We start from the raw sequence: 13954 nt of genomic DNA, 5'->3' as shown, positions 1-13954 counted from the left end.
CTTCATGGTGGGCACGCCCCCGCCCGCGCCGCCCACGCGCGCCCGCGAGATCCGCGCCGGCTGAGCCGCCGCCCCCCGGGGGGGGGGCCCCCCCCCCCCGGGGGGGGGCCCCCCGCGCCGTCTGCGGGGGCACACCCGGCGTCACCCGGGCTCGGGCACCAGCCGCTGAGGTCCGTCCTGCACCTGGTCCCGCAGCTTCTCGCGCAGCTCCCGCTCCTCGTCCGACAGCGGGCCCTGCGCCACCCGGGGCGGCACGCCGCGCACCGTCTCGCCCGGCGGCACGGGCGGCTCGTACCGCGTCGGAGCCGTGCGCAGCGTCAGGGCCGTGGCTCCGATGAGCGCGACCGTGAACGCGATCGCGGCCCGGGTCCAGAACCGGGCCCGGCGCTCGCTGCCCGTGCGCACCTCCGCCGTCCCGGACGCCCGCAGCCGCTCGACGGACGCCAGCTCGGCCAGCCGCCGGTGCAGCACCTGAGGGTCGGCCAGCTCGGGCACCTGGCCGGCGAGGGCCTCGCGGGCGTGCAGCAGCCGGTTGGCCGCCGCCGGGGTGCTCGCCTCCGTCTCCGCGGCCGTCTCGGGCAGGCCGAGGCCGACACCGTCGTACAGCAGGAGCGTGCGGCGGTGCGGCGCAGGGAGTCGCAGCAGGGCGTTCAGCAGGGTGCGGTCGGCGGGGTCGGCGGGCGGCGGTTCCGGCTGCCGGTGGCGCGGCCGGAACCGGTGCCAGGGCGAGAGGGCGTACTCGTACGCCGCCGCCCGCACCCAGCCCGCCGGGTCCCGGTCGCGGGCCACCTCGGGCCAGTGCTCCCAGGCGAGCTGGAACGCCCGCTCCACCGACTCCCGGGCCAGCTCCCGGCGGCCGGTCAGCAGATACGCCTGGCGTACGAGGGCGGGGGCGGCGAACTCGTAGAGCGCGTCGAAGGCCTGAGCGGGCGTCAACGCGGGGTGCTCCCCGGCCGCCGCGACCGGGCCGGCGGGGGGCGCGGCGCCGCCGGCCGGTGCCGGTGCCCGGTCCGGCGCCGTCCGCTCCGGTCCCGCGCCGACGGCCACCAGCACCGGCACGGACGCCGGAGTCCGGTCGTGCCGCGCCCCCTGATCCGCCGTCGGATCCGGTGCCGGTGTCGGCGCCTCCTTCCGTCCCGATACGGCCTCCGGCTCCGGCCGCCGGGCCGCTGCCTCGTCGGCCAGGGTGTTCAGCAGTCTCGCGTACGCCTCCCGTTTCCGGCCGCGCGGTGTCGAGCGGCCGCTCTCCCACTCGCGGACCGCCGCGCGGGTGACGCCCACCCGCGCGGCGAGCTGATCCCGCGTCAGCGCGGCGTTCTCCCGCAGGCGTCGGCGCGCCTTGGGAGGAGGGAGCGGGGTTGCGGGATTCCGCGTCACAGGACACCCCTCAGTACGAAAAAGTACATAAACGTATATTGGGCGACACAGCGGTTCTTCGCCCGTTACGCCGGTAAAGCGCGTGTCGTTGGCAGCATGGCGGCGTGACCCAGACGAACGTTCGCCGAGCCCTGCTGTCCCAGCTCCGCGCCCAGTGGCACGACCGGGCGCCCGGTCTGTCCGCCGGCCTGCTGGGCGGCGCGTTCGCGGCGGCGCTGGGGCTGGCCGCGCTCGCCGCGCTCGTGACACTGCTGTGGATCACCTCGCCGTACCCCGACGCCGGACCGGACGCCACGATGCGCACCGCCACCTCGCTCTGGGTGCTGGCGCACGGCGCCGAGCTGATCCGCACCGACACGCTCTCCGGCGTCCCCGCGCCCATGGGCGTGACGCCGCTGATGCTGCTCGCCCTGCCGGTGTGGCTGCTGCACCGGGCGGCCCGGGACGCCACGGATCCCGGGGGCGGCGTCGGCGTCACGGTCGGCGCGGGCGCCGGGGTGCGGCTGGACGGCGCGGGCCCGTACGCCGGGCCGCCTCCCGTCTCCGCGCCCCTCGTCTGGGCGGGCGTCGTCCTCGGCTACCTCGCCGTCGCCGTGCCCGTCGTGGGCTACGCGGCGGGCGGGGAGCTGCGGCCCTCCTGGGGCTGGACCGCCGTCTGCCTGCCGCTGGTCACCATGGCGGCGGCGGGCGCGGGGGTGTGGACGGCGTTCGGCCGCCCGGGCGGGCCGGTGGGGCGGGCGCTGCGTGTGCTGCCCCGCGGGCTGCGGGAACTGATGGTGGAGCCGGACGCGCGCCTGGGCACCTCGACGCGCGCCGCGGGCGCCGGGGTGGCGGTGCTCGTCGGGGGCGGGGCGCTGCTGCTGGCCGTCTCGCTGGTGTGGCACGGGGGCGCCGCGCGCGGGGCCTTCCTGCGGCTGACCGAGGGCTGGTCGGGGCAGTTCGCCGTGCTGCTGCTCTGTCTGACGCTGGTGCCGAACGCGGCCGTCTGGGGGGCGGTGTACGGGCTCGGGCCGGGGTTCGTCCTCGGCACCGGGCACGTCGTGAGCCCCCTGGCGTCCGCTCCGGCTCCGCTGCTGCCGCCGTTCCCCCTGCTGGCGGCGGTGCCGGACGCGGGGCCGGGGACGGCGCTGCACTGGTCGGCCGGTGCGGTGCCGCTGGCGGCGGGGGCGGCGGTGGGGTGGTTCACGGCGCGGGTCGCCGCGGTGGGCGAGGGCGCCGCGGTCGGGGACGCCGCGGGGGACCAGGCCGCGGTGCGGGACGCAGAGGGGCGGGGAGCCGGGCCGTGGTCCGTGCGGCGGACGGTGGTCGCCGTGTGGGTCGCGGCCCTGTTGAGCGGGGGGCTGGTCGCTCTGCTGGCCGTGCTGGCCGGCGGACCGCTGGGCAACGGCGGGCTGGCGCGGTTCGGTCCGGTGTGGTGGCAGGCCGGGGGCGCGATGGTGGCCTGGGCGGCGGTGGCGGGGGTGCCGGTGGCGCTGGTGGGGCGGTGGTGGCTGTGCCGGGGGAGGGGGGCCGGGGGCGGGGCGCGGTGGTCCCGGTGGTGGGGGTGGGTGCGGGTGCCCGCGGCGCTGCGGCGGGCGGCCGGGGGCGGGGAGGCGGCTCCGGAGGGGTGAGGGGCGGGCGGTGCCGTCCGGCCGTCGGGGTTCTTCGCCCCCGCCGCCCCCTTCCCGTCCCGACCCCGGGAGCCGCCGCTTCCGGGCCCGCTTCGTCCCCGGCCGCTTCGTCCCCGAACGCCTCGTCCCCGAACGCCGGACGGCCCGGACCGCCTCAGCCGTCCGTGTCCAGGACTCCGCGGAGCTGCTCGGGGAGGTGCTTGCTGCAGGTCTGCTTGGCCTCGTTGGTCAGGGCGTCGTTGCGGCACGTGTAGTAGTCGCTGTAGACGAGCTGGGCCGAGAAGGAGGCGGCGACCAGGAGGACGGCCAGGGAGGACGTGACCAGGCCGCTGATGGCCGCGGTCCGCTGGGGGCGGGCGTCCTGGGGGGCTGCCGGGGCCGGGTTGTCCGGATCGGTGGCGGTGCGGGGCTTGGCGCGCAGGGAGCTGATGCCCCAGTACAGGGCGAGGGCGCCGAGCAGCAGCGCCAGGTACTGCCAGGTGAAGAGCGCGAAGAACAGGGCCCACATGCCGGACAGCAGGGCATAGCGGGCGCGCCGCTGGGCAGGGTCCGTCGGGTCCCAGCGCGGGCCGCCGCCCTGGCCCTCGGGGCCGGAGCCGCCGGGGCGCTCGCCGAAACCGCCGGAGGAACGGCCGGGCTGGCGGTCGCTCCACCGGCCGCCCCACCCGGAGCGCCCGCCCTGGCCCTGCCCGCCCTCGGAGCCGTCGCCGTCCGACGGGTGCCGCGGCTGCCAGGGCCGGTCCGGCGTGCCCTCCGGGGGCGGGGCGAAGGGGTTGTCGTCCTGGGACGTGCCGCCCCGCTCGTCGCCGTCCCCGCGGCCCGGAGAGGCGTCGGGCGGCGAGGAGGGGCGTTCCCGCAGCAGTACGGCGCTGCGCTCCCCTGGCTGCGCCGACTGCTGGGGGAGCGTGAGCAGTCGCAGGCTGCGGTCCGGCATCAAGTGAGCGTCTTCCCCTTGGCGATAGCGAACTGACGACAACGGATGGGCGGGTACGGACTCGGGGCCACGACCGGTCAACGCGTGGCACACGGGCCGCGTTCCCGGTCCTTGCCCCCGCAGACGCTACCGTCCGGCCCCGCCCCCGTCCCGAGGGGGCCGTCCCGTGTGCCGGTATCGTTGCTGACGGTCGGCCGCTTCGTAGACTTCCCCGTATCCCGGGGCGCGAAGCATTCGTAGGACTGCACAAACCGGCGGATGCGCGGGCCGACCGCACTGATCCGCTTCCCCGAGAAAGGGCCCCACCGTGGCCGCCAAGCCCGTGGCCAAGCGCCTCGTCGTGCTGGTCTCCGGATCCGGCACCAACCTCCAGGCGCTCCTCGACGAGATCGCCGCCGTCGGCGTCGAGGCCTACGGAGCCGAGATCGTCGCCGTCGGCGCGGACCGCGACGGAATCGAGGGCCTCGCGCGCGCCGAGCGCGCCGGGCTGCCGACCTTCGTGACGAGGGTCAAGGACTACGGGACGCGCGAGGAGTGGGACGTGGCGCTCGCCGAGGCCGTCGCCGCCCACGAGCCGGACCTCGTCGTCTCGGCCGGGTTCATGAGGATCGTGGGGAAGGAGTTCCTCGCGCGGTTCGGCGGGCGGTTCGTCAACACGCACCCCGCCCTCCTCCCCAGCTTCCCCGGAGCCCACGGTGTGCGGGACGCGCTCGCGTACGGCGTCAGGGTCACCGGCTGCACCGTCCACTTCGTCGACGACGGCGTCGACACCGGGCCGATCATCGCGCAGGGCGTGGTGGAGGTCCGGGACGAGGACGACGAGAGCGCTCTGCACGAGCGCATCAAAGAAGTCGAGCGAAGGCTGCTCGTCGATGTCGTGGGGCGGCTCGCCCGCAACGGCTATCGCATTGAGGGACGAAAGGTAGTTATCCAGTGACCGCCGAGAGCAACAAGCGGGCCGTCCGACGGGCGCTCGTCAGCGTCTACGACAAGACCGGCCTGGAAGAGCTCGCCCGCGGGCTCCACGAGGCGGGCGTCGAGCTCGTCTCCACCGGGTCCACCGCCGGCCGCATCTCCGCCGCCGGTGTCCCCGTCACCGAGGTCGAGGAGCTGACCGGCTTCCCCGAGTGCCTGGACGGGCGGGTCAAGACGCTGCACCCGAGGGTGCACGCCGGCATCCTCGCCGACCTGCGCCTGGAGAGCCACCGGCAGCAGCTCGGCGAGCTGGGTGTGGAGCCGTTCGACCTGGTCGTGGTGAACCTCTACCCGTTCCGCGAGACCGTCGCCTCGGGCGCCACCCCCGACGAGTGCGTCGAGCAGATCGACATCGGCGGCCCGTCGATGGTCCGCGCCGCCGCCAAGAACCACCCGTCCGTCGCCGTGGTCACCAGCCCCGGGCGGTACGCCGACGTCCTCGCCGCCGTGCGCGACGGCGGCTTCGACCTCGCCGCCCGCAAGCGGCTGGCCGCCGAGGCCTTCCGGCACACCGCCGAGTACGACATCGCGGTCTCCTCCTGGTTCGCCTCCTCCTACGCGCCGGCCGACGACTCGCAGTTCCCGGCCTTCCTCGCCACCAGCCTGGAGCGCGCCCGCACCCTGCGCTACGGCGAGAACCCGCACCAGCCCGCCGCGCTCTACACCGCGGGCACCGGCGGCCTGGCCGAGGCCGAGCAGCTCCACGGCAAGGAGATGTCGTACAACAACTACACGGACACGGACGCCGCCCGCCGTGCCGCGTACGACCACGCCGAGCCCTGCGTCGCCATCATCAAGCACGCCAACCCGTGCGGCATCGCCGTCGGCGCGGACGTCGCCGAGGCGCACCGCAAGGCGCACGCCTGCGACCCGCTGTCCGCGTTCGGCGGCGTGATCGCCGTGAACCGGCCGGTCAGCAAGGAGATGGCCGAGCAGGTCGCGGAGATCTTCACCGAGGTCATCGTCGCGCCGGACTACGAGGACGGCGCCCTGGAGGCCCTCACCAAGAAGAAGAACATCCGCGTGCTGCGCTGCCCGGAGACGCCCGCCCACCCGGTCGAGGTCAAGCCGATCGACGGCGGTGCCCTGCTCCAGGTCGCCGACCGCCTCCAGGCCGAGGGCGACGACCCGGCCACCTGGACGCTCGCCACCGGCGAGGCCCTGTCCGAGGCGGAGCTGGCCGAGCTGGCGTTCGCCTGGAAGGCCTGCCGCGCGGTGAAGTCCAACGCGATCCTGCTGGCCAAGGACGGCGCCTCGGTCGGCGTCGGCATGGGCCAGGTCAACCGGGTCGACTCCGCGAGGCTCGCCGTGGAGCGCGCGGGCGCCGAGCGCGCGCAGGGGGCGTACGCCGCCTCCGACGCGTTCTTCCCGTTCCCCGACGGCCTGGAGATCCTCACCGGGGCCGGTGTCAGGGCCGTGGTGCAGCCGGGCGGCTCCGTCCGTGACGAGCTGGTGGTCGAGGCCGCGGCGAAGGCCGGCGTCACGATGTACTTCACCGGGACGCGGCACTTCTTCCACTGACCGGACACACGCCCGTGCCCCGGACCGTCAGCGGTCCGGGGCACGGGCGCTTCGGCGGGCGTCAGCAGGGGCGCACGGACCAGATCGGGTCCCAGGTCGCCGTCCCCGCCTGGTAGGCCGTGGACGTCCAGCGGACGCTGCCGTCCCGGTTGAAGAACCGGGCCACCGTGCCCGGTGTCTGGTTGTTGGTGAACGGGCCGTCGCCCGTCCAGTTCTTCACGTTCCAGGTCTGGCACGTGTAGAAGTCGAACTTGGTGCCGGCGACCACCATGCACAGGTGGCCGTAGTCGCAGGCGAGGTCCTGCCGCGCGGCCCGGCCGGCGGGCGCCTCGGTGACGGTCAGCCCCTCGTAGCGGACCGCGTCGGCGGTCACCTCCAGTGCCTTCGGGTGGCCGGCCAGCACCTGGTCGGCCGCCTGCTGGAGGGCGGTGACACGGGTGCCGGCCGGGTCCGCGGCGGTGGCCGCGACGGTGGAGCCGCCGACGGCCAGGGCCGTGGCCGCGACGAGCAGGGTGACGGGCTTGAGGATGTTCACTGTTCTTCCCCCATGAAGATCGTGGTCGGTACCGCCGGGGCGGTGTGCTCACACCGTGCCCGCCGCGCGCACCGCCCGGTACCTCGCACCTCACAGGGTCACGTCCGGCCGCGCGGCGTGTACTCCTTCAGGTGGTGGGCGACGCGGTCGGCGTAGGCGCGGTACTTCGGGGGAACCCCGCCCGCGTCGTTCACCCTGGCGTACGACGTCCGGTAGGCGGCGGCGACCAGCACCCGGCGGTCGCCGGGCAGGCCGGCGTCCAGGCGCGGGGCGATCCAGCACAGGTACCGGCCCATCGCCGGGACGGACTCGGCGGGCGGGAAGGGCGGCTCGGGCACGGTCTCGCCGGGCTTCCCGTCGGCGTTCATCCACCAGCGCAGCACCTGAGGGGTCCAGCGGGCGATCCCGTACTCGTTCCTCACCGGGTCGGCGAGGTCCGGGTCGAAGTCGCTCTCCACCTTGAGCATCGCCGCGATCAGCGCCGGGGTGACCTCCTCGCGGCCGCAGTCGTGCGCCGTCTCGACGATCAGCAGGCGGTAGGCGGCCGGCACCCCCCGGTCGGTACGCAGCTCGGCCGCGCCGTAGGAGGCGGCGGGCAGCACGTCCGAGGCCCGGCCGCCGGGACGCGGGCCGCCGGCGTCGCGGCCGCCGTCGGCCCGGGTGGCGATGCCGTACCCGAGCGCGGCGAGCCCCGTCAGCCCGGCGGCCGACGCGGCGAGCACCGCCCGCCGGGGCAGCGCCCGCGACCGGCGTACGGCCGCCGCCCCCACGCCCGCACCGGAGCCGCCCGAGCCGTCCGCCGCCGCCTCCACGCGCCGCAGCAGGGCGTCCGTGCCGACGCGTCCCGCGTGCGTACGGGTCAGACAGGCGCGCACGATCTCCCGCCAGGCGTCCGCCAGCACCGGCGACAGGCGCAGCTCGTCGGCGCCGCGGGCGTAGGCGACGGCGGCGTCGCGGCGGGCCGCCGGGGTGCCGCCGGGCAGCGGGAAGCTGTCCGTGAGGACCAGGTGGGCCAGCACGCCGAAGGCCCACACGTCGGCGGACGGGCGGATCCGGCGGCCCCGTTCGCCGATCTCGGACCACAGCAGCTCGGGCGGGGTGTAGTCCGGGGTGGAGAAGGCGGGCGTGTAGGCGTGCGTGCCCTCCAGCTCGGCCGCCATGTTGAAGTCGGCGAGCCGGACCGAACCGTCGGCCATCAGCAGCACGTTGGCCGGCTTGAGGTCCCCGTGCACCCAGCCCGCCCCGTGCAACTGGGCCAGCCCCGCGCACACCTGGGCCAGCAGCGCGGGCCCCTCGGCCGGCCGGGGCGCCGCGGCCAGCCGGGCGGCGAGGGACGCCTCGGCCCGCTCCAGCACCAGGACGGTCGCTCCGTCGAGCCGGGGGCGGTCCGGGTCGTCGACGGTGAGGGTCTCGTACATCCGGATCAGCCGGGGCCGGCGCACCCGGCGCAGCAACTCGACCTCGCGCTCGATCAGTTCGCGCAGGTGGGTGAGCTGACGCGGGGTGCCGGTGCCGGTGGGCAGGAACTTCAGGGCGGCGGTGCGCGGCAGGCCGGGCCGGCCCCCGTCGCCGGTGCGACGGGCGGCGTACACGCTGCCGAAGGCGCCCGTGGCGATCGGCTCGCGCACCTCCCAGACGCCCACCCGGTACCCCTCGGGCACCGGCACGGCGTAGGGCTCGGTCACCGCGGCGGCCGTGCGGACGGCGCGGCGAGCACCGCCAGGTCGTCCTCGCGGACCAGGTCGAAGCGGAGCGCCAGCGAGACCAGCGACTCCTTCTTGCCGTTCAGCCGCGGACCCGGCTCCGCCGTCTCCGGGCCCGGTTTCAGGCGCAGTTTCACGGCCAGGTAGTCGATGTTCCACTGCACCGACGTACGCGAGGCGGCCGGCCAGGACGGGCGCAGCCGCTCGACGACCTGGTCCATCGTGGGCAGCGGCGCGTGCGGCGCGCCGCGCAGCCGGGGCTCGCACAGCGCGGCCAGGACCGCGAAGTACCGCTTGGTGCGGTCGACGGAGAAGGCGGGCGCGGTCGGCTCGCCGTCGGCGCCGGCCTCGTCGCGCAGATAGTCGTGGCGCGGCGCCCACACCTCGACCGGCAGCAGATCACCGGCCGCGGGCAGCACGATCCGCGAGAACTCGAACGGCACCGGCGCGTCCAGCCGCCCCGGCGCCACCTTGATGTGCTCGCCCGCGCCCTCCGGGTTCTCCACCACGTACGTCTGGTGGGCGCAGAGGTTGCTCAGGGTCCAGAAGGTGCCGCGGGCGGTGATCTCACCGGCCCTGCGGGACACCCCGTCGTGCCCGATCAGCAGGCCGCCCTCGGGCACGGACCGCCCGAAGGCGAGCCGTTGTCCGGGGGCGAGCCGGAACTGCGGGCGGCTGCGGTCGCGTTCGGCCTCCGTGGTCGGCGGAGGTACGACGATGATGCTGTACAAGGTGCGTCTCCCCGTGCCTGACGGCTACCCACGCCAGACTAGGGCGACGCGCCAGGGCCGTGTCCCCCTCGTACGGGTGAGACACGGCCCTGTGGATTGATCGGCGCGAACGGTCGGCCGCCGCCGGGGCGTCAGTACCGGGGTCGCTTGAACCATTCGGCGCTGGCCCGCTTCGCGGCGAACACGATCAGCAGGATGGAGACGATGATGACGAGCAGGCCCAGGCCGTAGACGGCGAGCGTGAAGATGCCCGTGACGATCGCGAACGAGCCGTAGACGATCGAGCAGACGCGGACGCCGTTGCCGCCCTTGGCGTACTGGAGGAGCAGCGCCAGGCCGAGCAGCGCGAAGACGGTCGCCAGGGCCAGGAAGAAGACGACGACGCCCTTGCCGAGGTCCGCGTACCGCTCCGCCTCGGAGTCCCCGGTGATGCCGGCTTCCAGCATCGTCTCGTCCCACTTGGACAGCGCCACGCCGTAGATCGCGGCGACGACCAGGTGCGCGAGGACGATCACACCGAGCATGACCTGCGCCGCGCGCGTGATGCCCGGCATCTGCGCCGGGCCCGCCCCGTAGCCGCCGCCGTACGGCTGCTGCACGGGCGGGGCCGCCGGGAAGCCGTAGCCGCCCTGCCCCTGCTGCGGGTAGGCGGGAGGGCCCTGCTGGGGGTAGCCGTAGCCCGGTGCGCCCGGCTGCTGCTGGGGCGGGGGCCCGTAGGGGTTGTTCGGGTCGCCGAAACTCATGGCGGTCCTTCCTCCGATGTGCTGTGCGGGGACGCGCGGCACGGTTCGGAGGAAGATCTACAGAATGCGGTCCGTCCCCCCGGTACTGTCCGCGGCACTGTGCCGCTCCATCGTTCTTGACCCGGTCGTTACTTGTCCAGCCGCGACCGCCCGCTGTTGTGCAAGTGCAACATCCGTGATCATGGCGGGACGGAAAGGGACGTGTCCCGCGGCGCCCGCGCGACGACCGGATTGGAACACGGGGCCGGTCATCCGCGAGGATGGGGGCATGACCGCCCAGATTCTCGATGGCAAGGCCACCGCAGCCGCGATCAAGTCCGAACTGGCCGCCCGTGTGGCGGCGCTGAAGGAGAAGGGCGTCACGCCCGGCCTCGGCACCGTCCTGGTCGGTGACGACCCCGGCAGCCAGAAGTACGTCGCGGGCAAGCACCGCGACTGCGCCCAGGTGGGCATCGCCTCCATCCAGCGCGAACTGCCGGCCACGGCGACGCAGGAGGAGATCGAGGCGGTCGTCCGCGAGCTGAACGAGGACCCGGCCTGCACCGGCTACATCGTCCAGCTCCCGCTGCCCAAGGGCATCGACGAGAACCGCATCCTCGAACTGATGGACCCGGACAAGGACGCCGACGGCCTCCACCCGATGAACCTCGGGCGTCTCGTCCTCAACGAACCGGCCCCGCTGCCCTGCACCCCGAACGGCATCCTCACCCTGCTGCGCCGCTACGGCGTGGAGATCAAGGGCGCCGAGGTCGTGGTCGTCGGCCGCGGCGTCACCATCGGCCGCCCGATGCCGCTGCTGCTCACCCGGCGCAGCGAGAACGCCACCGTGACCCAGTGCCACACCGGCACCCGCGACCTGTCCGCCCACCTCAAGCGCGCCGACATCATCGTCGCCGCGGCCGGCTCCCCGCACCTGGTCCGCCCCGAGGACGTCAAGCCCGGCGCGGCCGTCCTGGACGTCGGCGTCTCCCGCAACGCCGACGGCAAGATCGTCGGCGACGTCCACCCGGACGTGGCCGAGGTCGCCGCCTGGATCTCCCCGAACCCCGGCGGCGTCGGCCCGATGACCCGGGCCCAGCTCCTCGTCAACGTGGTCGAGGCGGCGGAGCGCAGTGCCGGCTGAGGGGCGCAGCGCGGTGCCGGCGGAGGAGAAGGACACCGAGGGCCGGCCGGAGGCCCGGGGACACGAGGGTCCCGACGGGACGCCGGGACCCGAGGGGGCCCGGGGCGACGTGCAGGGGCCCGAGGGCGAGCTGACCGTCCGGGACGCCGTCAGCGCCCCCGACGCCGAGGGCAGGCCACGGCGTGTCACCCGGCGCTTCCCGCTGTTCACGCGGGACACCGCGCGGCCCGAGGGCGGCGGCCGGGCGGCACCCCGTGACGCCCCGGCGCCCGCCCGGCAGTGGCCGATCCTCACCGTGGCCGCCCTCGTCGCGGTCGGCCTGCTGCTGACCGCGCTGGACGTGTTCCGCATCGGGACGCTGCTGATCGGCGTCGCGCTGCTGATCGGCGCCGCGCTGCGCTGGGTGCTGCCCGGCGTCGGCATGCTGGCCGTGCGCTCGCGCTTCACGGACATCACCACGTACGCGGTGCTCGGCCTCGCCATCGCCCTGCTGGCGCTGATGGCCCAGCCGAAGCCGTGGCTGGAGATCCCGTTCCTGAAGGACACCCTGCACTTCACGGTCAGTCAGTGACCGGAACGTTCGAACGGCGGCCCGTCCTCCACCCCCGTGGGAGAACGGGCCGCCGCCGCGACCAACCCTCCTGCACGCGGAACTCCCTGTTCAACGCCTGACGGGGCGCTGTGGCACGGAAGTGACCGTTCCGCTACGGAGTCCGTGAATGGCCGGGTCCTTGTGCCGGTCGTGACCGTACATGTGCGTTCCGTGCTCCGATGTGCCGACAAGTTCGCGCATGTGCTCCCGATCCGTTCGGCATCGGGGCCGGCGTGGTCGACCGGGGACGGCCGGGGACATATCCGTACGACGGGGTGGGGGCCCCATGCGGGGGCAGGGGTTCCGTTCGTTGCGCCGAAGACCGATGGGACACTGGACCACCGACCGGCGGGCGTGCGACCGTGCACGCTCGCGGGCGTCCGCGCGCTCCTGCGCGCCCTCACCCCGGAACCGCGGCCCTGACCGGGAGCATCCCCGTGGGTGCCGGGAACGGGGCCCCGGCGCGGGACGCCGCCCGCGAGGACCACGCGGGACCGAGCGGGTCAAGAAGCAACACGTCTTCGGGGGGGGAAGAGGGGGAAGCAATGCCTCGTTGGAAGGCCTTGCCGGAGGAACTCGATCCGCAGATCAAGGAGTTCGCCGGTCAGTTGCGCCGGCTCGTGGACCGCAGTGAGCTGAGCATCGCGTCGCTGGCCGACGCCACGGGCTACAGCAAGACGTCCTGGGAGCGGTATCTGAACGGCCGGCTGCTCGCACCCAAGGGCGCGATAGTCGCCCTGGCCGAGGTGACGGGGACCAACCCCATGCACCTGACCACGCTGTGGGAGCTGGCCGAGCGCGCCTGGAGCCGCTCCGAGATGCGCCACGACATGACCATGGAGGCCATCCGGATCTCCCAGGCGCGCGCCGCGCTCGGCGAGCCGGGCCGGCCCCCGGCGGACCCCGGCGGCGGCCGGGGCAGGTCCGGGCGGTCCGGTGGCGGCGCCACGGCCGGGCCGGGGGGCGCGGGTCCCGCGGGGGCGGCTCCCACGCTGCCGCCGACGACGGTGCCCGCGCAGCCGACGGCCGCCGACAGCCCCGACTCGGCCGCCGGTCCGGTCCGCGGCCGAAGCGTGCCCGACGGCCCCTCGTACCCGTCCCCGGGCGGGCCCTTCGACGGCAACTCCTGGGGGATGGCGGGCTACCGGGGTCCCGCGCCGACCGGTGACCGCGGTCCGCGCGCCGGCGCCGCTCCCGCCGCGGCCGGTCCCGCCACCGCGCCGGTGCCGGGGAGCCCCGCCGGTCCCGGCCCGTACGGCGGGCCCCCGCGGGCCGGCTCCGGCGGGCGCGGCGGCTCCCCGGGGGGCGGCAGGCGGACGGGCTCCTTCGTCGTGGGCGTCATCGGCGTCCTCGTCGTCATCGCCGCCGCGTTCTACGTGATCGACCAGGGCGAGGACAAGAAGAACGAGGACGCCAAGCCGTCCTCGTCGCCCACGGCGAGCGCCGGCCCCGTGCTGCCGCCCGGCGTGAAGTGCAGCGGCGAGACGTGCACCGGCAAGGACCCGGAGACCATGGGCTGCGGCGGCGACCTGGTGACCACCACCGCGACCGCCACCGTCGGCACGGCCGCTGTCGAGGTCCGCTACAGCAAGACCTGCGGCGCCGCCTGGGCCCGCGTCAGCCAGGCCGGACAGGGCGACGAGGTCCGGATCGGCGTGGGTGGCGGGAGCGAGCAGAGCGGCAAGGTCGCCGGTCCCGGCGACACCGCCGCGTACACCCCGATGGTGGCGGTGAAGAACGGCACCGACGCCACGGCGTGCGTGACCCTGGCGGCGGGGGGCGAGGGCTGCACGGAATGATCCCCGCCCGTCCGTGCCCCCGGCCCGCCGCGCGGACCGGGGACGGGACCTGAGAAGAAAAAATCCCGACGGACCCGGCATGGCCCGCGGCCTCCCGGGCACGCGGACAGTACCCCCACGGGAGTCCGGCAACGGTATCCCCGGACGGCGGTCGCTTCGTCCCCCCTCTCCCGGACAGGCGGCCGCCTCTTCGTGTCCCCGTCTGCCCCCTCCGGGTGACCGCGGACGGTGCTGTGGGGTGGGCCACACCGACCCGGACGTCCCGGACACCGCGGGCGCGATAGCCTGACCGCTGGATCTCTCTTGACGCC

At 75.3% G+C, this 13954-nt stretch carries 12 protein-coding genes; 6 read left to right on the top strand and 6 right to left on the bottom strand.

All coding sequences use genetic code 11. From position 1 onward, the window contains the following. Nucleotides 1-141: 141 nt before the first annotated feature. Entirely contained in the window at nt 142-1377 is a 1236-nt protein-coding gene (locus ACH499_RS16640; protein ID WP_399016421.1) for a helix-turn-helix domain-containing protein, read from the bottom strand. A 104-nt stretch (nt 1378-1481) separates the two neighbouring features. Here ACH499_RS16640 and ACH499_RS16635 point away from each other — a divergent pair, with 104 nt between their 5' ends. Continuing rightward, nucleotides 1482-2987, top strand: a complete 1506-nt coding sequence (locus ACH499_RS16635; RefSeq protein ID WP_399016419.1) for a DUF6350 family protein — start codon at nt 1482-1484, stop codon at nt 2985-2987. Between the two features lie 154 nt (nt 2988-3141). Here the strand turns inward: ACH499_RS16635 and ACH499_RS16630 are convergent, their stop codons facing one another. Then, on the bottom strand, nt 3142-3921 hold the full coding sequence (locus tag ACH499_RS16630) for a hypothetical protein (protein WP_399016417.1): 780 nt from the start codon (nt 3919-3921) through the stop codon (nt 3142-3144). A gap of 307 nt (nt 3922-4228) precedes the next feature. Between ACH499_RS16630 and purN the strand changes: the two genes are divergently transcribed. After that, nucleotides 4229-4858, top strand: a complete 630-nt coding sequence (gene purN, locus ACH499_RS16625) for a phosphoribosylglycinamide formyltransferase (protein WP_356197955.1) — start codon at nt 4229-4231, stop codon at nt 4856-4858. Beyond that, the gene (gene purH / locus ACH499_RS16620; RefSeq protein ID WP_399016415.1) at nt 4855-6417 is read left to right on the top strand and encodes a bifunctional phosphoribosylaminoimidazolecarboxamide formyltransferase/IMP cyclohydrolase; all 1563 of its coding nucleotides are present in this window, start codon (nt 4855-4857) and stop codon (nt 6415-6417) included. The genes purN and purH overlap by 4 nt, the downstream gene beginning before the upstream one ends. 61 nt (nt 6418-6478) lie before the next feature. Here the strand turns inward: purH and ACH499_RS16615 are convergent, their stop codons facing one another. From ACH499_RS16615 to ACH499_RS16600, 4 genes are all read right to left on the bottom strand, one after another. After that, nucleotides 6479-6952, bottom strand: a complete 474-nt coding sequence (locus ACH499_RS16615) for a hypothetical protein (protein ID WP_399016413.1) — start codon at nt 6950-6952, stop codon at nt 6479-6481. A gap of 98 nt (nt 6953-7050) precedes the next feature. After that, a complete protein-coding gene (locus ACH499_RS16610; protein WP_399016411.1) occupies nt 7051-8637 on the bottom strand; it encodes a protein kinase in 1587 nt (528 codons plus the stop codon). Next, nucleotides 8634-9386: an FHA domain-containing protein gene (locus ACH499_RS16605; RefSeq protein ID WP_399016409.1), complete on the bottom strand. Its 753-nt coding sequence runs from the start codon at nt 9384-9386 to the stop codon at nt 8634-8636. The genes ACH499_RS16610 and ACH499_RS16605 overlap by 4 nt, the downstream gene beginning before the upstream one ends. Before the next feature lie 131 nt (nt 9387-9517). Then, nucleotides 9518-10129, bottom strand: a complete 612-nt coding sequence (locus ACH499_RS16600) for a hypothetical protein (RefSeq protein ID WP_356197969.1) — start codon at nt 10127-10129, stop codon at nt 9518-9520. Nucleotides 10130-10397: 268 nt separating this feature from the next. Between ACH499_RS16600 and ACH499_RS16595 the strand changes: the two genes are divergently transcribed. The 3 genes from ACH499_RS16595 to ACH499_RS16585 all read left to right on the top strand — a co-directional run bounded on the left by ACH499_RS16595 (nt 10398) and on the right by ACH499_RS16585 (nt 13643). Then, the gene (locus ACH499_RS16595; RefSeq protein WP_356197971.1) at nt 10398-11252 is read left to right on the top strand and encodes a bifunctional methylenetetrahydrofolate dehydrogenase/methenyltetrahydrofolate cyclohydrolase; all 855 of its coding nucleotides are present in this window, start codon (nt 10398-10400) and stop codon (nt 11250-11252) included. 109 nt (nt 11253-11361) lie between these two features. Further along, entirely contained in the window at nt 11362-11823 is a 462-nt protein-coding gene (locus ACH499_RS16590) for a DUF3017 domain-containing protein (protein WP_356198173.1), read from the top strand. A 566-nt stretch (nt 11824-12389) separates the two neighbouring features. Next, a complete protein-coding gene (locus tag ACH499_RS16585) occupies nt 12390-13643 on the top strand; it encodes a DUF2690 domain-containing protein (RefSeq protein WP_356197973.1) in 1254 nt (417 codons plus the stop codon). The last annotated feature ends 311 nt before the right edge of the window (nt 13644-13954 follow it).

Source organism: Streptomyces sp. NPDC018947, assembly GCF_044390505.1.
Lineage (GTDB): Bacteria > Actinomycetota > Actinomycetes > Streptomycetales > Streptomycetaceae > Streptomyces.
Note: the sequence above shows the minus strand (reverse complement) of the source record. Positions and strands in the feature narration are given on the sequence as shown.